The 26,410-nt window shown below is 57.3% G+C and carries 21 protein-coding genes and 1 pseudogene; 10 read left to right on the top strand and 12 right to left on the bottom strand.

Features of this window, described 5'->3' with window-relative positions:
* Positions 1-198: 198 nt before the first annotated feature.
* Entirely contained in the window at positions 199-1,350 is a 1,152-nt protein-coding gene (locus MUN82_RS08530; RefSeq protein WP_245096650.1) for a serine hydrolase domain-containing protein, read from the bottom strand.
* A 224-nt stretch (positions 1,351-1,574) separates the two neighbouring features.
* Here MUN82_RS08530 and tsaE point away from each other — a divergent pair, with 224 nt between their 5' ends.
* Both tsaE and MUN82_RS08520 read left to right on the top strand, forming a co-directional pair.
* Positions 1,575-2,006, top strand: coding sequence for a tRNA (adenosine(37)-N6)-threonylcarbamoyltransferase complex ATPase subunit type 1 TsaE (gene tsaE, locus MUN82_RS08525; RefSeq protein ID WP_245096649.1), 432 nt, complete (start codon positions 1,575-1,577; stop codon positions 2,004-2,006).
* Positions 2,007-2,102: 96 nt separating this feature from the next.
* Positions 2,103-3,328: pseudogene (locus MUN82_RS08520) on the top strand (alanine dehydrogenase).
* Positions 3,329-3,399: 71 nt separating this feature from the next.
* Here MUN82_RS08520 and MUN82_RS08515 read toward each other — a convergent pair.
* The 4 genes from MUN82_RS08515 to MUN82_RS08500 all read right to left on the bottom strand — a co-directional run bounded on the left by MUN82_RS08515 (position 3,400) and on the right by MUN82_RS08500 (position 6,470).
* Positions 3,400-5,265 (bottom strand): PAS domain-containing sensor histidine kinase, encoded by a 1,866-nt coding sequence (locus MUN82_RS08515; protein WP_245096647.1) that lies wholly within the window; start codon positions 5,263-5,265, stop codon positions 3,400-3,402.
* A gap of 75 nt (positions 5,266-5,340) precedes the next feature.
* The gene (locus MUN82_RS08510) at positions 5,341-5,808 is read right to left on the bottom strand and encodes a BLUF domain-containing protein (protein ID WP_245096645.1); all 468 of its coding nucleotides are present in this window, start codon (positions 5,806-5,808) and stop codon (positions 5,341-5,343) included.
* 145 nt (positions 5,809-5,953) lie between these two features.
* Positions 5,954-6,097: a VIT1/CCC1 transporter family protein gene (locus tag MUN82_RS08505; RefSeq protein ID WP_262922858.1), complete on the bottom strand. Its 144-nt coding sequence runs from the start codon at positions 6,095-6,097 to the stop codon at positions 5,954-5,956.
* A gap of 106 nt (positions 6,098-6,203) precedes the next feature.
* Positions 6,204-6,470 (bottom strand): hypothetical protein, encoded by a 267-nt coding sequence (locus tag MUN82_RS08500; RefSeq protein ID WP_245096644.1) that lies wholly within the window; start codon positions 6,468-6,470, stop codon positions 6,204-6,206.
* A 261-nt stretch (positions 6,471-6,731) separates the two neighbouring features.
* On the opposite strand from MUN82_RS08500, the gene MUN82_RS08495 reads away from it, so the two are divergent.
* The 8 genes from MUN82_RS08495 to acs all read left to right on the top strand — a co-directional run bounded on the left by MUN82_RS08495 (position 6,732) and on the right by acs (position 16,236).
* On the top strand, positions 6,732-7,154 hold the full coding sequence (locus tag MUN82_RS08495) for an IS1/IS1595 family N-terminal zinc-binding domain-containing protein (RefSeq protein WP_245096642.1): 423 nt from the start codon (positions 6,732-6,734) through the stop codon (positions 7,152-7,154).
* Between the two features lie 149 nt (positions 7,155-7,303).
* Positions 7,304-8,815 carry a hypothetical protein gene (locus tag MUN82_RS08490; RefSeq protein WP_245096641.1) on the top strand — a complete coding sequence of 504 codons (1,512 nt, stop codon included), beginning with the start codon at positions 7,304-7,306 and terminating at the stop codon, positions 8,813-8,815.
* Positions 8,816-8,986: 171 nt separating this feature from the next.
* Complete coding sequence (locus MUN82_RS08485) at positions 8,987-10,462, top strand: MFS transporter (protein WP_245096639.1); 1,476 nt, start codon at positions 8,987-8,989, stop codon at positions 10,460-10,462.
* Positions 10,463-10,686: 224 nt separating this feature from the next.
* Positions 10,687-10,893: a hypothetical protein gene (locus tag MUN82_RS08480; protein ID WP_245096638.1), complete on the top strand. Its 207-nt coding sequence runs from the start codon at positions 10,687-10,689 to the stop codon at positions 10,891-10,893.
* 165 nt (positions 10,894-11,058) lie between these two features.
* A complete protein-coding gene (locus MUN82_RS08475) occupies positions 11,059-12,942 on the top strand; it encodes an SLC5/6 family protein (RefSeq protein ID WP_245096636.1) in 1,884 nt (627 codons plus the stop codon).
* A 20-nt stretch (positions 12,943-12,962) separates the two neighbouring features.
* Positions 12,963-13,805 carry a sensor histidine kinase gene (locus MUN82_RS08470; RefSeq protein WP_245096634.1) on the top strand — a complete coding sequence of 281 codons (843 nt, stop codon included), beginning with the start codon at positions 12,963-12,965 and terminating at the stop codon, positions 13,803-13,805.
* 30 nt (positions 13,806-13,835) lie between these two features.
* A complete protein-coding gene (locus tag MUN82_RS08465; RefSeq protein ID WP_245096632.1) occupies positions 13,836-14,207 on the top strand; it encodes a response regulator transcription factor in 372 nt (123 codons plus the stop codon).
* 112 nt (positions 14,208-14,319) lie between these two features.
* A complete protein-coding gene (gene acs, locus MUN82_RS08460; RefSeq protein ID WP_245096631.1) occupies positions 14,320-16,236 on the top strand; it encodes an acetate--CoA ligase in 1,917 nt (638 codons plus the stop codon).
* A 106-nt stretch (positions 16,237-16,342) separates the two neighbouring features.
* Here the strand turns inward: acs and MUN82_RS08455 are convergent, their stop codons facing one another.
* The 7 genes from MUN82_RS08455 to MUN82_RS08425 all read right to left on the bottom strand — a co-directional run bounded on the left by MUN82_RS08455 (position 16,343) and on the right by MUN82_RS08425 (position 26,404).
* Positions 16,343-16,867 carry a hypothetical protein gene (locus tag MUN82_RS08455; RefSeq protein WP_245096628.1) on the bottom strand — a complete coding sequence of 175 codons (525 nt, stop codon included), beginning with the start codon at positions 16,865-16,867 and terminating at the stop codon, positions 16,343-16,345.
* Positions 16,868-16,879: 12 nt separating this feature from the next.
* Positions 16,880-18,034 carry a zinc-dependent alcohol dehydrogenase gene (locus tag MUN82_RS08450; protein ID WP_245096627.1) on the bottom strand — a complete coding sequence of 385 codons (1,155 nt, stop codon included), beginning with the start codon at positions 18,032-18,034 and terminating at the stop codon, positions 16,880-16,882.
* A 338-nt stretch (positions 18,035-18,372) separates the two neighbouring features.
* On the bottom strand, positions 18,373-19,581 hold the full coding sequence (locus MUN82_RS08445) for a fumarylacetoacetate hydrolase family protein (protein ID WP_245096625.1): 1,209 nt from the start codon (positions 19,579-19,581) through the stop codon (positions 18,373-18,375).
* Between the two features lie 311 nt (positions 19,582-19,892).
* Positions 19,893-21,311, bottom strand: coding sequence for a glycoside hydrolase family 125 protein (locus MUN82_RS08440; RefSeq protein ID WP_245096623.1), 1,419 nt, complete (start codon positions 21,309-21,311; stop codon positions 19,893-19,895).
* A 195-nt stretch (positions 21,312-21,506) separates the two neighbouring features.
* Complete coding sequence (locus tag MUN82_RS08435; RefSeq protein ID WP_245096621.1) at positions 21,507-23,795, bottom strand: GH92 family glycosyl hydrolase; 2,289 nt, start codon at positions 23,793-23,795, stop codon at positions 21,507-21,509.
* A gap of 165 nt (positions 23,796-23,960) precedes the next feature.
* The gene (locus tag MUN82_RS08430) at positions 23,961-24,683 is read right to left on the bottom strand and encodes a basic secretory protein-like protein (RefSeq protein WP_245096620.1); all 723 of its coding nucleotides are present in this window, start codon (positions 24,681-24,683) and stop codon (positions 23,961-23,963) included.
* 215 nt (positions 24,684-24,898) lie between these two features.
* Positions 24,899-26,404, bottom strand: coding sequence for a RagB/SusD family nutrient uptake outer membrane protein (locus MUN82_RS08425; RefSeq protein WP_245096618.1), 1,506 nt, complete (start codon positions 26,402-26,404; stop codon positions 24,899-24,901).
* Positions 26,405-26,410: the final 6 nt, after the last annotated feature.

The raw sequence follows: 26,410 nt of genomic DNA, 5'->3' as shown, positions 1-26,410 counted from the left end.
TGATGGGGTACTTACTGCGAAGGTACGATGCAGGTAATTGGGAGTTAGCTAGAATATGAGAACCAGCCCTGTCATCCTCTATCTGGCGTCCGCTTGCGAAGGACCCTATCACATGAGAACGATAAGCGTACCAACGACTCGTTTACGCGTGAGAAGGTTCTTCGCGCTGCTCAGGATGACAGATGAGAAACTACTACCTCACTTTTCTACCGCTGCCAGCACCCGCTTAATCAGCTCATCCGGATTCCCATTGTGCCAGCGCCACACAAGCACGATGTCGTGCTCGGGGTCAATCCAGATGGTATTAGAGCCGGCACCCAGGGCCGCAAAGCTGGTAGCCGGGGCGTGGGGCCAGGCTTTTTGCTCGGTATTCAGCCACCAAAGGTAGCCGTAGTCAGGGCCGATGGGGCCGCGGGTAGTGGCCTGGCGCACCCAGTCGCGCGACACGATCTGGCGGGTGCCCCACTGGCCCTGGCGCAGCATGAGGTAACCAAAACGGGCCTCGTCGCGGGCACTGATCCACAGGCCCGCGCCCCAGCGCGTGCCGCCGCTCACCGAGGGTAGGGGCCGACCATGTATTACGGCCATCGAGTTGAAATAAGGCAGATACTGCCACGTGTCCGACGCGCCGATGGGGTCCATAATCTGCTCCTTCACCACCTGGGGTAGGGGCTTTTGCCAGAGCGTGAGCAAGGAGAGTGAGAAGCGGTTGATGCGCACATCGTTGTATTCCCAATAGGTGCCGGGCGCTTGCAGTGTGCGGGGCTTCCGCTCACCCTTGCCAAAGGCCTCGTGCCCGATAAAATCGGCGTTTTTGCCCCATAACTCGCCTTCCCACTCGCTGGTTTGGCGGGCGTGCTGCTCCCAGGTGATGGGCTGGTTGTGCGCCGATGCGTAGCCGCCGTCGGGCACGTACTGCGCCACCGGGTCGTGGATGTCCTTAATCATTCCTTTATCCAGCGTAATGCCCAGCACCGTGGAGAGCATGCTTTTGGCCACGCTGTAGGTAGGATCGGGGCGCTGGGTGTTGCCCCACTCGGCCACAATGTAGCCATGGCGCAGAACCAGGCCATTGGTGGCAGCGCGGCCGGGCGGTAGCGGCCCCAGCGGCGTCCCAAAGATTTCGGCCTGATTACTAAAATCCGACGCAATCTGGGTGGTTTCCTGGGTTTTGGCGAACTCGACGGCTTCTTCCAGCCGGGCCGCGTTCATGCCTACTTCCGCAGGGGCGCGGGTTTTCCAGGCGTTGCCCCGGCCGGGGTAGTAGGTGGTGGCAGTGGTACTGGTAGGCAGTTGAGAGCAAGCCAGTACGGGTACTAACAGTAGCAGCAGGGGGTAGGGTTTGCGCATAGAACAGGCGTAGTGTGGAGGAGGTATGAAAGCTACGATAAACTATTCGTTGCACATTCCATTGGCCGTGTGAAGAAGTTGCGCGTGCATTGGTAGGCTGTAACACCGTCGGAAATTGGTGGAGGCACGTGAAATTTCCCTCCTTGGTCGCACTGAGGTGCAACGTCCTTGGCATTTCTACTCCGCCAAAACTTTCGGAACTTGCGCCACTTTTAGTTTTCGCCATGGCACAAGAACACCCCATCGTTATTTCTTCGCTGGCGGCCCTACCCGAAGCGGCGGCCGCGCTGCGCCAGCATCTGGGCACGGCCACTGTCCTATGCTTTGAGGGGGAGATGGGAGCGGGCAAAACCACCTTCATCAAGGCGTTGTGCGAAAGTCTGGGCGTGCCGGCAGAGGAGGTCAGTTCGCCTACCTTCTCGTTGGTCAACGAATACCGCGACGCCCAGAATCAGCCCATCTACCACTTCGATTTCTACCGCCTCAACGACCCGCAGGAAGCTGTACACATGGGCGCACAGGAATACTTCGATTCGGGTTATCTTTGCCTGATAGAATGGCCGAGCCGCGTAGCCGAATTGCTGCCGACAGATCATCTTCTCCTTACCCTTACCGTTACCGGACCCTCTTCCCGAGAATTAAAAATTAAGAATTAAAAATTAAAAGCCGTCTACAACCATCTGGAAGAATAAGGATGGAATGGCAGCAAACAAATTTTTAACTCTTAATTCTTAATTTTTAATTAAAAACAAATGCCCGAAGCCGTTCCCCCCGGATTTGAGTCGCTGGCTGCGAGCCGCGCCTACTTCACGCAGGAGTCGATGCTGGCCATCGAAACCCGCCGCCGCAAGCTCTTCATTGGCTTGCCCCGGGAGTCGTCGTTGCAAGAAAATCGCATTTGCCTCACGCCCGAGGCCGTGAAGCACTTAGTAGAAGGCGGCCATGACGTGATGATTGAGAGTGGGGCCGGTGAGCCCAGCAAGTACTCCGACCACGACTACTCCGAGGCGGGCGGCACCATTGCCTACTCGGCCAAAGAAGTATACGAAGCGGATATTGTGCTGAAGGTAGCCCCGCCTACCCTGGAAGAAGTGGAACTGCTGCGCCACGGCCAGACGCTGATTTCGGCCTTGCAGTTTGGGTCGTTGTCGGCGGAGTATATCACGGCGTTGCTGCGTAAGAAAATCAATGCCATCAGCTTCGAGTTGATCAAGGACCCCTCGGGGCGCGGCCGGTAGTGCGGGCCATGTCCGAAATTGCGGGCTCTACCGTGATGCTGGTGGCGGCCGAGTATTTGGCACGCTCCAATGAGGGCAAGGGTGTAATTCTAGGCGGCATTACAGGCGTGCCGCCGTCGCAGGTGGTGATTTTGGGCGCCGGTACCGTAGCTGAGTATGCAGCCCGTGCCGCTACCGGTCTGGGTGCCGAGGTGAAAGTGTTCGACAACCATCTTTATAAGCTGCGTCGCTTGAAGGAAAACCTGGGTACGCAGCTCTACACCAGCACCCTCGATACGTTTGCCCTCAGCCAGCAAATTCGCCGCGCCGACGTGGTGATTGGAGCCCTCAACGCCGAGGAAGGGCGCGTGCCGTTTATGGTGCCCGAGAGCATGATTGCGACGATGGCGCCCGGCTCGGTGGTTATTGATGTGAGCATTGACCAGGGCGGTTGCTTTGAAACTTCGGAAGTCACCACGCACAACAAGCCGGTGTTCCGTAAATACGACGTGATTCACTACTGTGTGCCCAATATTGCCTCGCGGGTGCCACGCACGGCCACCAATGCGCTGAGCAACATCTTCACACCCATTATGCAGGAAATCAGCCAGAACGGCGGCATCAACGAAGTGCTGTTCAGCAACGAGCATTTCCGCTCGGGGGTGTATATCTACCGGGGCTCCCTCACCAATGCCACCATTGCCAAGCGCTTCAATATGCGCTACAAAGAGCTAGGACTTTTGATTGCCGTGCGCAATTAGCAGCCAGTCGTCACCCGCTGGGGGTAGGGGTAGGGTAGCACTGAAGACCGCGACAAGCGGCGTACGGGCCGCTAGGCCTCAAACCAATGCAGCGTGAAGGTAGTACCCTCGCCGATGGTGCTGGCAACTTCCAGGCGTCCGCCGCGGGAAGTGAGAATGCGCTGCACCAGATAGAGCCCTACGCCCGAGCCCCCTACCTGTGGATGCTGCCGGGTGAAAGGTTGGAAAGCAGTGGAAGAGGCTTTCGGAACGCGCATGCCAAGGCCATTGTCCTGCACCATTAGTACAGGATGGTCAGCCGCCGATAAATAGCTGCGCAGTGTGATGACTGGCAGCCGCTCGGGGTGCGCAAACTTGAGGGCATTGCTGAGCAGATTGTGCAGCACCGAGCGCAGGTTGGCCCGGCCGTAGAGCAAGGTAGGGGCCTCGGCTACCTCTACATGCACGGTAGCCCCAGAAGCCTGAATCTGAGCGCGCAGGCCCAGCAGCACATCCTCCGTGATGTGACGTAGGTCTAACTGTTCGGCCGGGGCCGAGAGGCCGCGCTGGTCTTGTACTGTGGCCGCCAGCTCTTGTAACGTACTGTCGAGCTGATGCAAGGAGTCATCCACCATCGAGATGAGCTGCTCCTCCTCCGGGTCGTTGAACGTAGCGCTACGGCGCAGCTCCTCAAACAAGCCGCGCAGGTTGAAGAGCGGCTGTTTCAGATCGTGCGAAGCCGTGTAGACGAACGTGTCCAAGTCGCGGTTGGTGCGGGCCAGCTCATCGTATTGCACTTGGAGTACCTCGCGCAGGCGGTGCTGGTCGTCTACATCGGTGCAGGCGCCAAACCAGCGCGGGCCTCGCTCGTCGGTCAGTTGCCGCGCCCGGATAATGTGCCAGCGGTACTGTCCATCGTGGCGACGCATTCTGAATAAGCCCTCGAATGGCTCACCGGTAGCCACGCTTTGCACCCACTGTCGGGCTGCCTCGGCCTGCTTGCGCGGCTCCAGCAAATTCACCCACCCGGTAGGCCCCAACTCCTCCTTGGTCAGGCCCGAATACTCACCCGTATAATGATTGTAATAGTCGATGAAGCCCTCGGCGGTGGCTGTCCAAATCAGCTCCGGAATACTATCGGCGAGGAAGCGCAACTCGGCCTCACCCCGGCGCAGGGCATCAGATAGCTCGCGCTGGTCGTGTACTTCGGTAAGGGCGCCGTGCCAGAACACGGGCCGGTCGGGGGCGTGTAGCTCAGGCAACGCGCGGCTCAGCATCCAGCGGTATTGCCCATCGTGGCGGCGCAAGCGATACTCATAGCTCCAGCCAGTACCTGTCTTGCGGGCTGTGTCGCCCTGGTAGAGCACCCGCAGCCGGTCATCGGGGTGGATCAGCAGCGGCCAAATGGCGTTCAAATCAGCAGTGGGTGGCTGACCAGTGAAGTAGTACCACTGCGGACTTACGTACTCGTAGATGCCCGCCGCATCCAGAGAAAACGTAATCTGGGGCACGGTTTCCGTCAGTACACGCAGGCGGGCATCAAGGCGGCGGGTTTCCATGGCCAGGGTGTGCGCGCGTTGCCGGGCTTCTTCCTGGGTGGTCACATCCACGGCGAACAGTACCAACCCCGTAATCTCCTGCTCATCATCGTACACGGGCTCTAGTACCAGATCGTAGCAGCGCGATACGGCTTCCTGACCATTGTGGGCGGGTAGAGGCAAGGAGCAGGCCTTGGCAACGTACGCTGTCCCCGTACGATAGACCTGGTGCAGTACGTCCACCAGATCGGGAGGGAGTACGCCGGGATGGTCGGTCACGCACTGGCCTTCCGCCACACTCTTACCCAGCAATTCCTGCATCGCCTTATTCAGATACCCATACCGCAGGTCGGAACCCTCTAAGGTTGCAACGCCGGCGGGTAAATGGTGCAGCAGGGCGTGAAGGTGTTGTTCACGCATAAAAAGAGCAGGGTAGGAGTGGCGAAAAGTAGAGTAAGTACGTCAGATAAGCAGATTAGGACTATAAAGGTTCAGCTAGGCGGAGGTAGGGCGCGGCATAGCCGGGAAAGCTGGCGTGTTAGGCGGGCCAAAAACAGCCAGGCGCACCAGCTCTATAAGCATAGCATCGGCAATGGTGAGGGTATCGGGTGGGGCCGGTACGCGGTCGGGTAGCAAAAAGCCTTGCAACTGCGAGAATCCTGCGCTTTCCAACGGGTGAAAGGCCATGTGCCAGTCCGGAAAGCTCCGCACATCGATGGGTTTATCTACCAGCTTTTGCACGTGCGAGTGGCGCCCATCGCGCTTGATGCGGCTGAACAGTGCCTCAGTTGCTTCTGGTTCACCCTCAAACAATTGAGCAATGTTGCCGTGGCTGTAAAAGAGAATACCGGTGATATGGTTCTTATTGTTGTCACGGCGGCATTGCTCCAGAAGTTCGTGCAAATCCTGGTCAGTGAGCGGCCGCACAGCCCGGCTGATGTACACAATGTGATTTAAATGCATGAGCTTACAACGATGAGGGGTATTGCTGAGTTGCTTTACTAGCAAGACGCAACCCGTTGAGCCGGCAAGGTATGAAGCTTTCCACTGACGCAGACGCTAGCAAGCTCCACTGTACGTAAGTATACGTAGAAAATAACCAATACTTTTAGCTGAACTGTCGAGCCACCCCAAAGGCCGCTGCTGCCGCCAGCGCTCCGGTACCTGCCATTTTGAGAATGCCCCACGCGGTTGGCTGACCAGTCAGCCGACTCTTGAAGTAGCTAAACAGCAGCAGGCAAACCAGCGTCAGCGCCGCCGACCAGCCCCTGCGTAGGTATGGTGGTTATACAAGGAGCATTCTACGCTCCATATTTCCGGCAAGCCTCGACTGCCGCTGGCCGCTGGGTAAAGCGTGGCTACCCTACTTGCCGGGATATATCCAGCAACTCGAAGCCTTCCGCGCGAAGCGCCAGCCGAATATCATCCGTGCCCGGCGTCTCAGCGTGCATGGTGGCTACCTCCGCCCGCCCCGGCGTGCCCGCCTCAATCTGGTCTACGATGAGCGTCAGACCCGTTAGGGCAGCACGGGCGCGGCCCACCGACTGCTCGTCGCTTAGGTTATCAATGGTAAGGGAATAGCGGATGAGCTGCGACAAGTCGGAAGTGGTATCAGAGGAAGACATGGGCGGAATGGGTTAATGAAAACTTCTCCTTGTACGCCGGTCATACTCTAAAGGGTGAATTTTACGGGGGTAGCGTTTATCGAAATCCGGGAAGCAAGACTAGGCAGAGAGGGTAATAGCGGAAGATCAGGCGGCAACCCAGCCGCCGCGCCCCGTATATTCTCTTCACAGACAGGGTGTTTGTAGCAAGCTGTTAGCTAATACTTGCTCAAATGATATATCTTTACTAAATAGTTATAGCTTACCAACCCACCCAGTAGTATGTCAGCCCTAGTCTGCCCCAAGTGCAATTCTCCCGAGGCCACTAAAAGTGGGGTTATCGATGGTAGACAGCGGTTTAAATGCAAGCAGTGTGGCTACCACTATACTGTGGCCAAGGTAGGGAAGGAGATAAACTCTTACTACGTCATCAAGGCCTTGCAACTCTATATAGAGGGGGTGAGCTACCGCGAAATCGAGCGTCTGCTGGGTGTCAGCCACGTGAGCGTGATGAACTGGGTGAAGAAATACGGCGTGAAAGCGCCTCGCCAGACAGACTATCATCCTACCTATAAAATTCTAAATCAGAAAGAATTGGCGGACTTCTTTCAGAATCCGGCCAACGTACAGGGCGCGGGCCTGGTAGTCACAGAACTGGGTGATAAGTATATGATGATTCGGTGGGAGCGGTTTAAGCAGGGGTGAAGCTATAGGGTTAGCAGAACGATAGCACCTGTGTGGATTCGGTAGAAGGATTTTTCTACTTGGTTAGACCAAACAGCGGAAGACTTCGCCAAGCCTTTTGGTGTCTGCTCTTCACCCTGCGTGTCTACCTCCCACCCTCCTCTTTCTCTATGCGAAACGTTCGCTACGCACTGGCCCTAACTGCTTTGGTGGCTGCCACCGGAGCCACCGCCCAAGTTACCGTCCCGCCCCCACCCGACCGGCCAGTTCCGCCCCCGGCCGAACCGACCCCAGTGGTGGCCGCCCCAGCTACCATTCCCACCGAAACGGTACCGTATGGGCAGGGTATGAAGGTGAACCTCTCACCGGATGGTACCAAGTATCTGCGGTTTATCACCTGGCATCAGATCTGGACGCGCTACACGGAGAACAACACGGGTACGCTGCGCGCGCCCAACAAGCCGCAAGCCGACCAGCTGGACTTTGCCATTCGTCGGTCCCGCCTGATTGTGCTTTCGCAGTTGAATCCGCGCTTTCTGGTATACACGCATATCGGTATCAACAACCAGACGGCTGTGAGTGGAGGGCTGGCACCTACTACCGACGGCAAGAAGCCGCAGCTTTTCGTGCACGAAGCCGTGGTGGAGTATAAGGTCAACAAGTACCTGAACCTGGGAGCTGGCATGCACTACCAAAACGGCCTCTCCCGCATGACGCGCTCCAGCACCATTAACTTTCTCACGCTGGATGCCCCCCTCACGAACTGGCCCACCATCGAAGCCATCGACCAGTTTGTGCGCGGCATTGGGGTGTATGGCAAAGGGCGTATCGGCAAGCTCGACTACGTGCTGTCGGTAAACGAGTCGATGCTTACCAACCAGACGGGCGCACTCAGCACACCGTTGGGGCTGGGCGTAACCTCGGGTACGGGTACGGCAGCTATCAACACGGGTACGAACACGGCCCAATACAACCCGCAGGGTACCCATCACATCTACCAGGGATATTTTAGCTGGGAGTTTCTGGACCAGGAGGCCAACCTGCTACCCTTCAATGTCGGCACTTACCTCGGGGCGAAGCGCGTCTTTAACATTGGAGCGGGCTTTTTCTACAACCACAACGGTATGGTATCGAGAGGTACCGACAACGTGGCTACCGCCGCGCAGATTGCTACCCCCACCACCATTGCCACCACCAAGCACGATATTGCGCTGTTCTCGGCCGATGTGTTTTTTGATACGCCCATCAATAAAGACGCTGGTACCGCCCTCACCGTGTATGGGGTATACTACAACTACAACATGGGCCCCAATCACGTACGGTTTATTGGGGCCGCCAATCCGGGGTGGGGTACCGATGCGCGCCGTGGAAATGCCGTGCCGCACTCCGGTACCGGCAACGTAGGCTACGTGCAGGCAGGCTATCTACTACCCAAAAACCTGCTGGGTCCCAAGCTGCGGTTGCAACCCTACGCCGCGCACCTGTTGGCCGGCTACGAAGGACTGCGCAGAAGCAACGGCGAGCAGAAAAATGTCAACATCTTCGATGCGGGAGCCAACTTCTACATCGACGGGCACAACGCCAAGTTCACGCTCAATTACCGCGCCCGGCCCGACTTCACCAACGTGAACGATGTAAAGTATCGCCCGGAGATTACGCTTCAGACCCAGGTAGCTCTATAAAGTCTGCTTCCTACCTCTGATTTATAGCGGCACCGTCGCCTACCCGATAATTGCTTATCAGCGCTGAAGGACAAGTGTATGTGCTTGCAATCCAGTGCGAAACAGAATAGCTGCGGCTTGTTTGCCAGGGCGTTCATCGCTTTTTTCTTCCACTAAAATTCCCCTTTTTCAATGGAACACAGCGTAAATCCTGGGTACGGCGCCGTCGCCGATGCCCCCATTGCCCACGACAACAATACCGTTTCAACGAAGACCATTTGGCAGGTAATTACCGCTTCTTCGGTCGGAACGGTGATTGAGTGGTACGATTTCTACATTTTTGGCTCGTTGGCGGCCATTATCGGACCAGTGCTATTTGGGCACGCGGGCAAGATTGAGGATACGCTGCTGGGTGCCCTGGCCGTGTTTGGGGCCGGCTTTGTGGTGCGGCCGTTTGGGGCCATGTTCTTCGGGCGCCTCGGCGACATGATCGGGCGCAAGTACACCTTCCTGGTCACGCTGCTGATTATGGGCGGGGCTACTTTCGTTACCGGCCTCATTCCCAGCTACGATACCATTGGCATTGCGGCGCCGGTAGTGGTGGTTATTCTGCGCTTGTTGCAAGGGCTGGCGCTGGGCGGCGAGTATGGCGGCGCCACTACCTACGTGGCCGAGTATGCGCCTGATAAGCAGCGCGGCTACTACACCAGCTTCATCCAGATTACGGCCACCGGTGGCCTGATTCTGAGTATCTCGGTGCTCTTGATTACCCGTAAGATTGTGGGCGAAGATGCCTTTAAAGAGTGGGGCTGGCGCATTCCGTTTCTGCTGTCGGGCTTCCTGGTAATTGCCTCGTACTACATCCGTCGCAAGCTGCACGAGTCGCCGCTGTTTGCCAAGGCCAAGGCCACCGGCACCACCAGCAAAAGCCCTCTGCGCGACTCTTTTGTGAACCCCGTAAACCGCCGCCTGGTACTTATTGCCCTGTTTGGCGTGACCATGGGCCAGGGCGTCATCTTCTACACCAGCCAGTTTCAGGTGTTCACCTTCATGAACTCGACCCTCAAGCTCGACATCGTTGACTCGAGCATTATCATGGTGGTGTCTATGCTGCTGGCTACGCCGCTGTTTGTGTATTTCGGCTCGCTCTCAGACCGCATCGGCCGCAAGCGCATTATCATGACGGGTATGATTTGCGGGGCCTTATTCACGGCGCCGCTGTTCTACGGCATCAAGGCGTTTGCCGGGCCGCTCACCGAGATTACGCCTGCTACCGTGGATGCCGCTGGCAAAGCTGTGCCCGCCGTCATGAAAGCCCTGACGCCCAACGTTCCCGCCATGACGGCTTTGATTTTCTGCCTGGTTGTGTTCGTGACGATGGTGTACGGACCCATTGCTGCCTACCTCGTGGAGCTGTTCCCGACCAAAGTGCGCTATACTTCCCTGTCAGTGCCTTACCACATTGGCAATGGTATCTTCGGGGGCTTTGTGCCGCTGGTGGCTACCTCCATTGGCGTGTGGGCTGCTGCCCAGCCCGAGGGCACGTTTGCCAAGGAGCACAGCAGCCTGCTGGGGCTCATCTACCCGATAGCTATAGCCCTGATTTGTTTTTTTGTGGGCATGATCTACATGAAGGATGTGCGCAATGTGCGCCTGATGGACGAGTAAGTGGCTGAGTGAATTGAGTCTGAAACAAAAAGTCCGTCGGGTCGTTGGGTCGGCGGACTTTTTTGCGCGGCCAGTGGGGTAGGGACGCACTGCGCAGCATCTTCTCGTTGAACGACCTGCGGTAGTCTACACAACCTCAGCAACTGAAAACAGTGACGCCGCCGCCGAAATACAATACGTTGTGTTCCTACCTTGGAGGTTCATTAGCTAACCCATTCCCATCCATGCCCGACTCATCCGAAGCCGCCGAGCAGCGGCGGGGACAGCGGCTGCTGTTTGTCAGTGGCCTGTTTGCCGTGCTCCTCAACTTTCCCCTGCTGGCCGTTTTCGACCGTGAGGGTAGGGTAGGAGGCATTCCGGTGCTCTACCTGTACCTGCTGCTGCTCTGGCTCAGCATCGTGCTGCTCACGGGCTGGCTAGTTCGAAAGTGAAGTAGTTAATGGAAAAAGAATATCTGTCATCCTGAGCTTGCGAAGGACTTTCTCACAGTACAACAAGTCGTTGATACTTCTGTCGTTTAGCCGTGAGAAGGTCCTTCGCAAGCTCAGGATGACAGACGCTTTGCATTCACCATTTCACCACTTTACAATTTCACCTTGTCTAAACTCCTGCTCATCGGCTTTTCCTTTGGCTACCTGGCGTTGCTGTTTGGGGTAGCCTACGCAGCGGAGCGACGCTCGGCGGCGCGACGGAGCTTGGTGAGCAACCCCTACGTGTATGCCCTGAGCATGGCCGTGTACTGCACCGCCTGGACGTACTACGGCTCGGTAGGAAGGGCAGCGCACTTCGGGCTGGAGTTTGTGGGTATCTACTTGGGGCCTACCCTGTTGGCGCCGGCGTGGTGGCTGGTGCTGCGTAAGATTATCCGCATCTGTCGCACCCAGCGTCTCACCTCCATTGCCGATTTCATCTCGGCCCGCTACGGTAAAAGCGCCGCCCTGGGCGCCCTGGCCACAGTGGTGTGCGTGCTGGGTGTTATTCCCTATATATCATTGCAGATCAAGGCAATAGCTACGTCATTTGAAGTAATGGCCGGCGAGGCGGATATGGGTGGGTTGGACGACAATACCGCCCTGATTACCACTGGTATGCTAGCCTTTTTCACCATCATCTTCGGCGTGCGTTCAGTGGAAGCCACCGAGCGCCACGAGGGTATGGTGCTGGCTGTGGCCCTGGAAAGTCTAGTGAAATTAGTGGCGTTTCTGGCCGCTGGCCTGCTGGTTACCTACGGCCTGTTCGATGGCTTTGCCGATGTGTTTGACCGCGCCGCGGCCGTGCCGGCCCTGCAAAAGCTCTTTACGCTGCATACCACCGGTATTGGCGGCGCGCAGTGGCTTACGCTACTGCTGCTGGGCATGGCGGCCGTACTGCTGCTGCCACGGCAGTTTCAGGTGTCGGTGGTGGAGAATGTGAACGAGGACCACCTGCGCAAAGCCATGTGGCTGTTTCCGCTCTACCTCATCATTATCAATGTGTTTGTGCTGCCCATTGCCTTTGGGGGGGTGCTGCGCTACGGCTCGCAGCTCGATGCCGACACCTTTGTGCTGGCCCTACCCCTGGGTGCGGGGCACCGCTGGCTGGCGCTGCTGGTGTACCTGGGCGGGCTGTCGGCGGCCAGCAGCATGATTATCGTAGAGACTATTGCCCTGAGCGTGATGATGAGCAACCACCTGCTAATGCCGCTATTGGTGCGAATGCCGGCCGCCCGGGGCGAGTCGGCGCGGTGGTTTGCTTACCTGGGGCAGGTAGCCCTGCAAAGCCGCCGGCTGGCGGTGGTGCTGGTGCTGCTGCTGGCCTACGGCTACTACGCCACAGTAGGGCATTTGCTGTCGTTGGTGAACATCGGGCTGGTATCGTTTGCGGCGGTGGCGCAGTTTGTGCCGGTGGTACTAGGCGGACTGTACTGGAAAGGCGGCACCAGCCAAGGCGCCACAGCAGGGATCCTGGGCGGCTTCGCGGTGTGGTTTTTCACGCTGGTGCTGCCTACTATGATAGCGCCCGGCCTGCTACCCGCTTCCATTATGGACCACGGCTTGTTCGGAGTAGGGGTCTTGCGGCCGTTTGCGCTATTTGGCCTCACGGGCCTCGATTATCTATCGCACGCGCTGTTTTGGAGCTGGTTCTGCAACGTGGGGCTGTACGTGGGTGTGTCGGTGCTGGGGCGCGTGCCCACGGGGCTGGAACTGCGCCAGGCCGAGGAGTTTGTGGACGCGTTCCGGCCCCGGCCGGCCGCCAGCGCCGAGTGGCGCGGCGCTGCCCCAGTGCTGTCGGTGCGGGCCTTGCTGCGCGGTTTTCTAGGCAAGAAGCGCACCGTGCAGGCGTTGCAGGCCTTCGCCACGCGCTTCCCCGACGCCCTGCCCCCCGAGCCCATAGCCCCCGCCGATGCCGACCCGCGCCTCTTGGCCTACGCCGAAAAGCTACTGGCCGGCAGCATCGGACCAGCCTCGGCGCGTCTGCTGTTGTCTTCGGCCATGGGGTAGAGGAGCTGCGGTTTGATAATGTGGTAGGCATTCTGCGCGAAAGTCAGCAGTTGCTGGCCGCCAACCGCCAGCTGCGCCGTCAGCAGCAGGAGTTGCAGCGCCTCACCACCGATTTGCAGGCCGCTTACGAGCAGTTGCAAGCCCTAGACGAGCGCAAAGATGAGTTTCTCTACACGGTGACGCACGAACTGCGCACCCCACTCACCAGCATCCGGGCGTTGTCGGAAATCCTGTCTGATAATCCTGAATTGGACGAGGAGGAGCGCCTGCGTTTCCTGCACACCATCACCAAGGAATCGGAGCGACTGAGCCGGCTGATTACGTTGGTGCTGGACCTGGAAAAGTATGAGTCGGGCAAGGCTACGCTGACGGCGGCCCCCGTGGCGGTAGCCGAGCTAGTAGCCGAGGCAGTGGCAGCGGTGGAGCAACTGGCGCAGGCCCGCCACATTCAGCTGGTGGTAGCCGTAGCCCCCGACTTACCTACCCTACCCGCCGACCGCGACCGGCTGATGCAGGTGCTGGTGAATCTGCTCTCCAACGCCGTGAAAGCCTGCCCCGCCGATGGGTCCGGGCGCATCAGGGTAGGAGCAGAGGTACGCGCCGGGCAGCTGCACCTGCACGTTACTGACAACGGTAAGGGCATCGACCCGGCCTACCATCAACTGATTTTTGACAAGTTTTACCAGGCCCAACACCAAACCATGCGCAAACCGGAGGGCTCGGGGCTGGGCCTGGCCATCACCCGTAACATTGTGGAGCTGCACCAGGGACGTATTTGGGTGGAAAGCGCGCCGGAGCAAGGCGCCAGCTTCCTGCTAACCCTGCCGCTGCACGCGCAGGAGCAGCCCACGCATAATTTGTAACACCCGCCGCTCTCAACACCTACTTTGGCTATGAAAGAAGCCCACATTTTACTGGTTGATGATGAACCGAACATCGTGATGTCGCTGGAATTTCTGATGCGCAAAAACGGCTATCGGGTCAGCATTGCCCGCAACGGTACCGAGGCCCTGGAAGCCGTAGACCGCACCTCATTCGACCTGATTCTACTGGATATTATGATGCCCGATGTGGATGGGTATCAGGTGTGTCAGCACGTGAAGCAGCGCCCCGACCGCCAGCAGACCAAGGTTATTTTCTTGTCGGCCAAGAGCCGGGAGGCCGACTTGCAGAAGGGCTACGCCGCTGGTGCCGACCTCTATATACCCAAGCCCTTCAGCACCCGTCAGCTCATGGAACAGGTGCAGGCGCTGCTGGCTGCGTAGGCCCTGCTCCCACGTTTTTTGTAGTTTACGCTACCCCACGTTGGTTTTTATCGCTTCGTAGCGTCCAACCTCAGTCTTTACTTTTCAATCTCTAATTCTTAATTCCTTACCCATGCCCACCGACCATCCTCGCATCCGGACCACCGAAGAGTACCAGTATGCCTACCGCCGCAGCGTGGAAAACCCCGAGCAGTACTGGGCCGATGTAGCCGAGCCTTTCACCTGGCGCCGCAAATGGGACAACGTGCTGACAGCCGACCTGGTAGAAGGCCACAACAAATGGTTTGAAGGTGCTAAACTCAACATCACCGAGAACTGCCTCGACCGCCACTTGAGCACGCGCGGCAACAAGCTGGCCCTCATTTGGGAGCCCAACGACCCCAAAACCCGCCAGATTCGCTACACCTACCGCGAGCTGCACCAGGAGGTGTGTAAGTTTGCCAACGTGCTGCACAACAACGGGGTAGAGAAGGGGGACCGGGTGTGTCTCTACATGCCCATGATTCCGCAGCTGGCCATTGCCACACTGGCATGCGCTCGTATTGGAGCAGTACACTCTGTTATTTTCGCTGGCTTCTCAGCCAATGCCATTGCCGACCGCGTGAATGACGCCCAGGCTACCGTAGTAATTACGGCCGATGGTTTGGAGCGCGGCGCCAAGCAGATTCCGGTGAAGCGCGTGGTAGACGAGGCTCTGGAACACTGCCCCTCCGTGCGCGGCGTGATTGTGGTGGAGCACCTGGGCTGGCCCGTGCACATGAAAGACGGCCGCGACGTGTGGTACCACGACGAGGTGCAGGAGGTAGAGAAAACCTGCCCCGCCGAGGAAATGGACGCCGAGGACATGCTGTTTATTCTCTATACTTCCGGCAGCACCGGCAAGCCCAAGGGCGTAGTGCACACTACCGCCGGCTACATGGTGTGGGCCGATTACACCTTCCGCAACGTGTTTCAGGTGGAAGAAAACGACGTGTACTGGTGCTCGGCTGATATTGGTTGGGTAACGGGCCACACCTACTTGCTCTACGGGCCGCTGCTGTCGGGTGCTACTACCCTTATGTTTGAGGGTGTGCCTACCTACCCCAGCCCTGGTCGCTATTGGGAGGTGATTGACAAGCACGGCGTGAATGTATTCTACACGTCGCCTACGGCCATCCGCTCTCTCATGGCCCACGACATCAACCACGTATTGGCCTACTCCCTCGACTCGTTGCGGGTGCTGGGCTCGGTGGGCGAGCCCATCAACGAGGAAGCCTGGCACTGGTACCACACGCACATCGGCAAGGGCCGCTGCCCCATTGTAGATACGTGGTGGCAGACCGAAACCGGCGGCATCATGATTTCGGCTATGGCCAACATCACGCCCAGCGTACCGGCCCGAGCCGGCCTACCCCTGCCCGGTGTGCAGCCCGTGCTGCTCAACCAGGAAGGCCAAGAGGTTGAGGGTAACGACGTGGAGGGCTACCTCGCCATTAAAGCGCCGTGGCCGGGCATCATCCGTACCACCTACGGCGACCATGAGCGGGCCAAGCAAACCTACTTCGGCGTGTATCCCGGCTATTACTTTACTGGCGACGGTGCCCGGCGCGAGCCCGACGGACTCTACCGCATCCAGGGCCGCGTGGATGATGTGATTAACGTATCAGGTCACCGCTTCGGCACGGCCGAAATTGAGAATGCCATCAACCAAAATAATACGGTGGTAGAATCGGCAGTAGTGGGCTACCCACACGATGTAAAGGGGCAGGGTATCTACGCCTACGTGATTTGCCGCGACGGCGCCTGCGACGACGAAATCAGCCGCAAACACGTAGAAGCCAGCATCATCGAAACCATCGTGGCTGAAATCGGCCGCATTGCCAAGCCCGACAAAATTCAGTTCGTGGAGGGTCTACCCAAAACACGCTCGGGCAAAATCATGCGTCGCATCCTGCGCAAAGTGGCCGAGGGCGACACCAGCAACCTGGGTGACACCACTACCTTGCTCGACCCCGAGATTGTGGAGAAGATTGTGGAGGGTAGGAAATAACCAAATAGGTTGGTAGGTAGGATGCCGGTAGGGACTCTACGCAAAGCGCCCCATCAAGCAGTAAGTGAAACTCGCTGCTTGATGGGGCGCTTTGCGTAGAGGCTCTCTACTTCCCGCGGTACCCGCGAGCGTATTTAGCTTTCTTTTTGTCCTTACCGGAGTTGAGCAGGAGGACAGTTCCAACCGTAATGGCAGCAATAGTGGCCATTTTGGTCACGAAGGCCGTGCGGTTGTATTTCCATTCCATTGGGTAGCCCTTCTCAGCGAAGATGTTGGGAACGTGTCCGTGGGCTAAGTCTTTCAAGACACCTTCTACCACGTCTACGCGGTCGGCAAAGATTAGTGGGAGCCAGTGCTTGTATTCATTTTCGCTGTACTTGAAAGCAAAGCGCCGAATGGCACCGCTCAGGCCGCTTGGTGGGAGGGTGGTACCAAACACGGCCGTTACATCGGGGCGCTCATTAGAATGCAATACTTCTACGTCCACAGGTTGCTGGGTTGGTCGGTCGTAGAAGATGTCCCGCGGAGGAGCATCCTCGCGGTGCTGCATGGGGTAGGTAGGGTCATTTTCCGGATCGGCATCTACACCCCAGCCATTGATTTGCGTGTAGTCTATTTTCTTGGTTTGCATGACGACAGGAAGTTAGCGGGTGACAGTTGGGGGCAGCAGAATCGGCTTGATGCAGTTGTCCAGCTTAGCGGAAAACAAGCGGTAGCCGTCGGCCACTTCTTCCATCGGCAAGCGGTGGGTGATGATGGCCTTCGGATTGAGCCGGCCACTCTGCACGTGGTCGATGAGACGTGGGAGCAGACGCTTCACCGAAGTCTGATTACCCCGAATGGTCAGGCCCTTGTTCATAGCATTGCCAATGGGCACTAGGTTGTCAGTAGGACCATACACTCCTACAATAGACACCACGCCGCCTTTCTTCACGGCATTAATAGCCCAGTGCAGTGCCGTAGCCGAACCCGCCTGCAACAGCGTTTTGCGGCCCGTGATAGTTTGTAAGGCGTTGCCAGCGGCCTCGGCCCCAACGGCGTCAATCACGCAGTCGGCACCCAGCCAATCTGTAATCTTCTTAATGAACAAGACCGGGTCGCCGATTTCCTCGAAGTTGTAGGCCTCGCATGGCGCATAGTTGCGCACAAATTCCAGGCGGTAGTCTTCCTTATCGAGCACAATCACGCGGCCGGCACCAAACAGCCAGGCGCACCGGGCTGCCATAATGCCTACTGGCCCGGCACCGAATACCAGCACTGTGTCGCCCTTTTGAATGCCTGCCATTTCAGCGGCTTGGTAGCCAGTGGGCACCACATCCGTGAGCAGCACGGCATCGTCCAGGTCCATGCCGGGCGGAATGACGGTAGGGCCTACGTTGGCGTAGGGCACGCGGGCGTACTCGGCCTGGCCACCATCGAAACCACCTGCCGTGTGCGAGTAGCCAAAAATGGCGCCTACGGCCGTCGCCATCGAGTTGGACTGATGGCAGTTGCCAAACATGCCCTGCTTGCAGAAGTAGCACCGGCCACACGCCACGTTGAAGGGCACAATGACGTTGTCGCCTACCTTGATGTTGGTGACATCAGAACCTATTTCCACTACCTCGCCCACAAACTCGTGGCCAAAGGTGGAGCCTACGCGGGTATCGGGCACGTTGCCGTTGTAAAGGTGCAAATCGGAGCCGCAGATGCAAGAGCGGGTAACGCGCACAATGGCATCCTCCGGATGCTTGATTTCGGGCATTGGTTTCTGAACGGCTCGGACCCTCTTGGGGCCGCGATATTCCATGGCGAGCATAGGCGTTGGTTTTGGGGTAGAAGGGTGGAGAGGATAAAAACGATGGTATATAGACATGCCGCTGCCGTGCAAGCACGGCTAGTTGCTGTGCTTACTAGTACCAGCGTGTGCACGGATAGGGTTGTGAAACTGCGGATAATCGCGGAGTAAATGGGTATTTATGCGGATGCCTGTTTCGTAGTTCCGCGTGAAATACGCAGTAAAACCGAAGCTGCCTATACAGCACACCAAACAATCTTATTGGGCTGTGTTTTCTCCTAGGCGCAGGGTACGGCCACACAAAGAAAGGCTGCCTTTGGGTGAGGCGCAGCATAATACAACGCAGGCATCTTCTGCCTCTATTCTATCACGCCCGTTACCTCGCCGAATCCCAGGCGTACGCCTTCCTGTTCGCAGTAGCCGCTGAGGCGTACCTGGTCGTCCGTTTCCAGGTACAAGCGCATGGTGCTGTCGTTGAGGACCAAAGGCTGTGTGCCGCTGGCGGTGAGTTGGTAGAGGCTGCCGTCGGCCACGGTACCGCTAGTATACAAGTCGCCGGCGTGTAGCGGGGTACCACTGCTGGTGAGGTAGGCAAGCTGCTGGTCTACGCTCCAATACAGGCTGCGAGTGGTGGGAGTGGCTATAACTGTTTCGGGGCCGTTGGCGGGTTGCAGGGCCACCTCCAGCTGCACGGCCACATGGTGCTGGCCGTTTTGGCGCAAATGCGGTTCTGGCTCCGGTAGCTGTGGCGTCCCGGCCACCCGGAAAGGCTCCAGCGCGTCCAGTGTCACCACCCAAGCCGAGAGGCTGCTTCCAAAGCTGCGGTCCAGCAAAGGCGCCGGCGCCGAGCCCCGGCATAAGTCGTGGGCGTACCAGCCCAGTACCAGTGTCAGACCAAACAGCGTTTCTTCGGCCTCCTCTACGGGGAGTGCTGTACCCAGGGCCGTGTCCTGACCGCCCACAAAACCTAGCTGCACTTCAAAGTCGAGGCGCTGCACGGGGCCGCGCAGGGTGTCGTCTACATCGAGCAGATAGGTGCGGGCGGGGCGACGGATGCGCGTGCTTGCGGCCAGCAGGCTACCAGCCGGCCCGTAGCTGCCCGCGGGGGTAGGGTCTGGTTCATTGGCGGGGAGGGTAGGGGCCGATGCGAGGCGGCTGGTAAAGCGCACAAAGTGGCACGGCTTGACCGGGGGCAACAGCTGCACTTCCGTTTGGCGCAGCAGGCAGTCGCGCATCACCTCAGGGCTTTGCAGCACGGTGTTGTCGTGGCGCAGCAGCTCGCTCACCCGCTCGCGCACGGCCCGCCAGGCCGGGCGGCCCAGCCGAATAAACGCGTTCAGCGACCTGCGTCGAAACACTTTTGGTTGCCCTTTTAGATCCAGATCGTCAAAGAAACCCCACTGACTCACGGCGTATAAGTCGAGTACGTAGCCCCCGATGGCCACGCCCACGCGGGCACCTCGTTCCTCGGTTTCGAAAATGCCAAAGGGTAGGTTTTGAATGGGAAAGTCGCTGGTGGGCGGAATGTCAATCCAGGAGTGTAGGGTAGGGTCGTTCGCAGAAGCCATGCAGAAAGAAAGTAGAATCAGGGGTAGGAAAGCCAAGCTAGCGGCGCAGGTTGTACGGAGAACTGCCGCCGGGCGCTGTGCTTTTGCCAGATTCTCTATTGAACGCAAGCATCAGCACTATGCAATCTGTCATGCTGAGCTTGCGAAGGACCTTCTCACGTGAAACGACTAGCATAAACGCCCCTCGTCCTTACGTGAAAAGCTTCTTCGCAAGCTCAGAATGACAGAAAGGGCAACTGGTTATGAAAACAAACAACGCGCTGCCCGGCTTACGTAAGCCAGACAGCGCGTTGCGTAGGAAGTCGAAAAAGCTATGCTAGCAGCTGTGGCTTCTCCTTATAGGTCTTCCACAAAAACTCCCCAAAAATGGTATTAGCCCAAGCAAACCACGAGCGGGTGAACTTGGCCGGGTTGTCCTTGTTGAACGACTCGTGCATGAAGCCGGTGCTGCCATGAGTGGATTTCAGCGTCTGAATGCACTGCTTGATTTCGGCGTCGCTGGTGCTGGTGAGGCCCTGTGTAACGAGACCAATAGGCCAGATCATGTCCTGGCCCACGTGTGGCCCGCCAATGCCTGCACCAGCCGTGCCCTTGAAATAGAAGGGGTTATCCTCGGAGAGCAGCATCTTGCGGGTGTTCTGGTACACGGGGTCCGACACGGGTACGGCGCCCAGGTAGGGTAGGGCAATCAGGCTGGGTACGTTGGCGTCGTCCATCAGCACCTGGCTGCCGAAACCGTCTACCTCGTAGGCGTAGATTTTGCCGTATTTCGGGTGGTTCACGATGGCGTGCTGCTTCAGGGCTGCCTCTACCTCGGTGGCCAGCGCGGTAAGCTCACCGGCTGTCTTCTGGTCTTTGGCCAAGGCAGTCATCATCTCGGCGGCTTGGCGTAGGCTCACCGCCGCAAAGAAATTGCTGGGCACCAGGAAGGAGTACAGCGTGGCGTCGTCGCTGGGGCGGAACGCGGAGCAGATCAGGCCTACCGGCTTGATGGGGTAGCCGTAGCCCTTCATGGGTTGCGTGTCGGTCGCGTTGGCGGTTTCACGCTGGAAAGAGTAGGGGCCAAGGGCATCCTTGCGCTGCTGCGCCCGGAACGTTTGCAGCACCGTTTTGATGGCCTGCTGCCACTGCTGGTCGAAGGGCTTGGTGTCCTTGGTGGTCTTCCAATAGTGGTAGCCCAGGCGAATGGGGTAGCACAGCGAGTCGATTTCCCACTTGCGCTCGTGCACGCCGGGCAGCATTTTGGTCTTGTCGGTTTTCCACTCGCCTACCTTGTTCGCGTCGTCGTAGAAGGCGTTGGCATACGGGTCCTTCAGAATGTAGCTGGTCTGGCGGTTAATCACACCGGCAATCAGCTGGCGCAGCTCGGCATCTTTGCCTACTAACTGGAGGTAGGGCCACACCTGGGCCGAGGAGTCACGCAGCCACATGGCGTCGATGTCGCCGGTGATGACGTAGGTATCAGGACGCCCGTCGCGGGTGCCGTGGGTCACGGTGGTGTCCAGGGTGCTTGGGAAGCAGTTGTTGAACAGCCAGCCCAACTCCTCGTCTTTCACCTTCTTCTGAAACTCGGTAATAGCTGCTTCCACGGATTTGCTGCGGAAACGACGCTTATCGGCCGCGGGCCGCACAACCGGAAACTTGGGCGCGGTGCCGGCAAACGAGTACTGGTTGAAGAAAACGCTGGTGGTCAGAAGGGAAAAGCCGTGAAGGAAATTTCTGCGGTTCATGGGAATGGTGGGTAACAAGAGCGCGTCACTTGTAACGCGTTTAATGAGCTACTATTTTCTTAAAGAACGTCATGCTCTATCTGGCGTCCGCTTGTCGAAGCATCTCCACTGATAGTAAATAATTACTCAAGGTAAAGATGCTTCGACAAGCGGACGCCAGATAGAGCATGACGTTCTTCGTTTCAAATCAACGAATTACTTATACTTCGACATAGAGAACGGCGCGGCGTCCTTGCTAGTGCCTCGGGTTTTGTTGGGCGTCGACGTCATGTCGAAATCCAGCGTAGCGCCTTTCAGCAGCTCCTCGTGGCTCAGCCAGTTTTTGTCGTAGGCCTTGCCGTTCATCGTCAGCTGGTTCACGTAGCGGTTCTCATCGGAGTTCTTGGGGGCATTCAGCACGATGTCTTTGCCGGAGGGCAGGTGCAGGGTAGCTTTCGGGAACAGCGGGGCGCCGAGCACGTACTGGTCGGTGCCGGGACACACGGGGTAGAAGCCCAGGGCCGTAAACACATACCAGGCCGAGGTCTGGCCGTTGTCCTCATCGCCGCAGTAGCCATCGGAGGTGGGTAGGTAGAGGCGGTTCATCACCTCACGCAGCCAGTACTGCGCCTTCCAGGGCTGGCCAGCATAGTTGTAGAGGTAGATCATATGCTGAATGGGCTGGTTGCCGTGGGCATAGTTACCCATGCCCGCAATCTGCATCTCTCTGATTTCGTGAATGGTACCGCCGTAGTACGAATCGTCGAACACGGGGGGTAGGGCAAATACAGTATCCAACGTCTGCACAAACTTCTGCTTACCGCCCATTAGGTCCATTAGGCCCGCCACATCGTGGAATACCGACCACGTGTAGTGCAGGCTGTTGCCCTCCGTGAAGGCATCGCCCCACTTGAAGGGGCTGAAGTTGGGTGCCCAGCTGCCGTCTTGGTTCTTGCCGCGCATCAGTCCTACCTGCTTGTCGAACAGGTTGCGGTAGTTCTGGCTGCGCTTGGCGTAGAGGTTCACTTCTTTCTTGGGCTTACCCAGGGCCTTGGCCAACTGCGAAATCGTGAAGTCGTCGTAGGCATACTCCAGCGTACGGGCCGCGTTTTCCTTGATTTTTACATCGTAGGGCACGTAGCCGAGCTTGTTGTAGTACTGCACACCCCTGCGGCCCACGGCGTCCAGGGGGCCTTCGTTGTTAGCGCCATGAATAAGCGCCTCGTAGAGCACCTCCATGTCCTGTCCTCGGATGCCTTTCAGGTAGGCATCGGCCACTACGGAGGCCGAGTTGTTGCCCACCATCACGTTGCGCAGACCGGGGCTAGCCCACTCCGGCAGCCAGCCGCCTTCTTTATAGTCGTTGGCCAGACCCTGCTGCATCTCCGCGTTTTGTTCGGGGTAGAGCAGGTTCAGGAAGGGGAACAAAGCCCGGAACGTGTCCCAGAAACCTGTATCAGTATACATGTAGCCGGGCAGCACCTCCCCGTTGAAAGGGCTGTAATGCATCACCTTGCCATTGGCGTCCAGCTCATAGAGTTTGCGCGGAAACAACAGGGCGCGATATAAGCACGAGTAGAAGGTACGCTTCTGGTCGGCAGTGCCGCCTTCGATATCAATACGACCTAGGGTCTTATTCCACGCCTCGCGGCCCTTCTGGCGCACGGTCTCCAGGTTCTGGTCGCCGATTTCCTTCAGGTTCAGCTCAGCCTGTTCTGGGCTGATAAACGACGAGGCCACGCGGGCATTCACCTGCTCGCCCTTGCGCGTCTTGAAGCCCACGGTTGCGCCGGCGTGGTTCACGGTAGCTTCCATCACTCCCGCAGCCAGCTCCTTGTCCTTGAACACGGCCGTGCTGGTGAAGTCGTGGTCGAACTCAATAACAAAGTAGTTTTTGAAGTTCTTGGGTACGCCGCCGCTGTTGCGGGTGGTGTAGCCAATGATTTTGCGCTGTTGGGGCAGGATTTTCACCATCGAGCCCTTATCCAAAGCGTCAATCACCACGTAAGCGCTATCGGTTTTGGGGAAGGTAAAGCGGAAACGAGCAGCCCGCTCAGTGGGTGCAATTTCCGTCGTTACGTCGTGGTCGGCCAGGTACACCTTGTAGTAGTTGGGCTCAGCTACCTCAGCCTTGTGCGAGTACCAACTAGCGCGCGCATTCTCATCAAACACCCGCTTGCCGGTGATGGGCATGATGGCAAACTGCCCGTAGTCGTTCATCCAGGGCGAAGGCTGGTGTGTCTGCTTGAAGCCCCGGATTTTATCAGCCGAGTACTGGTAGGCCCAGCCGTTGCCCATGGGGCCGGTCTGCGGCATCCAGAAGTTCATGCCCCAAGGGAGGGCAATGGCCGGGTAGGTGTTACCGTTCGACAAGCTCGGCTTGGAGTCGGTGCCCATAATAGGGTTTACCCACTGGGCGTAGTCTTTCGTTGCCACCGGCCCCTGCGCTAGGGTAGGGGCCGTCGTCAGCAGCAAAGCAGAAAGAACAGGAAAGAGTTTAGGCATTCGGTTAGGGAAAGAGTAGGGTAACAAAAGGGTATGTAAAGACCGTCATGCTGAGCTTGTCGAAGCATCTCTACCGCGAGTAATTGATTACTACTAGGCGAAGCTGTAGAGATGCTTCGACAAGCTCAGCATGACGGTCTTGATTAGCTAAATTCGACGCATGATTTACTTATACACCAGCTTCACGGCTGCGGGATTGGCGGTGTAGGCGGCCCACAACTCGTCCAGCGTTTTGCCGGTTTTCTGCTGCCACAGCTCCGGTGTGTAGGCGTGGGCACGCAAGGCGGCATCCATCTCGTTCACGATTTTGGGGTAGCCGTTTTGTTCCAACCACGCCAGAAACCGGGCTGTAATGCGGTAGCTGTTGGTGTAGCTCTGTCCTTCTTTGTAGTCAGGTAGTTTCCAATTGCCAGCCTGATTGTTGATGCCAAGGGCGTAGCGCGTGTAATCGGCAATACCTTCCGTGAGCCAGCCTAGCGAACCGCCAGGGTAGCCCTGCACAATGTGCATCACCTCGTGCGTCACCACGTCGATGTCCTCGGGGTGCTCCTTTAGCCAGGTAGGGCTGTAGCGCACAATACCGTTGTGCGTAGCTGCCACGCCCTTGTACTCCGGGTCGACGATGAAGGTGACTTTCTTGAGCGTGTTGGGGTTGAACCGCTTGGCCTCCTTCGGATAGACGGTATAAAACGCGTCTATCATGCGCTGCTTGGTAGTCGGGTTCAGGGCCGGATCCTTCGAAATAAAGATCAACGTATAGCCCTTTTTCGTCACAGAGTCCCGTGTAGCGGCTACCTGCTGGGGTAGGAGGGTAGGCGTCGGTAGGGCAGTTAATGTAGCGGAAGAAGTTACTAGAGAGAGAAGTAAGCTCAGCGAAAGTCCTGGCATACGATAGTTGATAAAACAGTCAGCGTAATAAAGTAGAGGTATCTATCAAATGGTTGCTTTTAAGAGTGGATGAAAAAAGCACAATTGGTGGTGCCACATTCATGCAGAGGCACAAAAAAAGAACGTCAGGCCGGGTGGGGTAGCAGAGTGACAGAAATTCCCAGAACCACCACCCACCAGTGCCGCACACCCGGCCATGACGTCCTATTTACCGATTACCACCCAGGGTTCTGAGTGAGGTTTTTATTGTTGTTGATTTCAGCCGAGGGAATACCCCACAGGAGATATTTCTCCTGGAAAGCCGGTCCTACCTCGCCTTTAAAGCCTACCACGTTCACGAAACGGTTATTGGCTACATCGTAAGTCTGGCGGGTGCGTTGAATATCAAAATACGCTTTGTTCTCATACGCCAACTCGTGGTAGCGCTCTTTCCATACGGCCTCACGGAATTGAGCTTGGCTTAGGCCGCTCAACGCGGGTAGCTTAGCCCGTGCCCGGATCTTATTGATTTGCTCGTATGCCTTAGGCGTAGCAGCACTTGCCTCATTAATAGCTTCCGCATAGATCAGCATCACTTCTGGCATGCGCAGCAAGGTCCAGTTTTCGTCGCCTACCCCATTGCCTAAAGCACTTTCAACTTGGAAGTATTTGTACAAAGCCTGTGTACCAAAATTGACGGTTTGGCCAGGAGTTTTGATGGATGGATACTTTGAGAAATAAAATTGCTGTTCCTGTGCACGCAAATCACCTTGTTCGTGGGTGTTGTAGAAGCCAGGTGTCGGGATAAGGGCTCCAAACTCATCGTTGTATCTCGAGATACCTACGAAGTACGGAATCACCTGTGCGCTGATGGCATTGGTAGCAATGCCGAAAGCGTATTGGGCCTGCAAAATAAATTCGCCCTGGTTTTTGTCGGCGTTGTTGTGTAGCGAGATATAATTGCTAAACAATGGATACTGATTCGCATCAATCAGCTCGGCGGCTTTGTCGGCGGCCTTTTGGTAGTTAGCCTTTATCTGCAAAGGGTAACCGGCCGTAGTCAAGTAAACACTCGATAGCAGTGCTTTTACAGCTCCTTGTGAGATGCGCCCCGTGCGGTCTACTGCAGGCAGACCTGCCTGCTCGGCCGCCTGCAAATCGGCAATAATAAGATTATATACATCGGCCTGCGGCGTGCGGCTGGGATATAGACTAGGGCTGGTCCCGTCAACAGGTGTCGTAATCAAAGGCACGTCGCCATATAAGCGCACCAGATGGTAGTATTGAAATGCCCGAATGAAGTATGCTTGACCCAGCAACGCCTTTTTCTGCGTTTCATCCATTGAAACGTTTGGAATGCGTTCTATCGCCAGGTTAGCTGCGGCAATGCTATTGTAGGCAAGATTCCACATATTAGAAAAATATGGGTTAGCCGGGTCGATATTCTGGTTGATGAGCTGGCTGTTGTTGAAGCTCTGCCCAAGAGTAGTGGCATGCAAAGCCATTAGCTCTAGACCTATCCAGATAGACTCGCCATAGCCTACATCTGTGTTCATAATGCGCAGACGGTTGTATAGACCGTCGACGAACGACTGCGCCTGCGTAGCATTGGTAAAGTAGTTGGCGCTGGTGAGCGTCGAGCGGTTGTCTTCCTCCAAAAAATCATTGCAGCCGGTAGTGGCCAGCAGTAAGCCTGCGCAGAGCGCTGCGGCTTGAGAACGAAAGCGAATTGACGAAAGCATAAAAGC

This window comes from Hymenobacter aerilatus (assembly GCF_022921095.1).
Taxonomy (GTDB): domain Bacteria; phylum Bacteroidota; class Bacteroidia; order Cytophagales; family Hymenobacteraceae; genus Hymenobacter; species Hymenobacter aerilatus.
The sequence above is the reverse complement of the archived record's forward strand: the minus strand, read 5'-3'. Positions and strand labels throughout refer to the sequence as shown.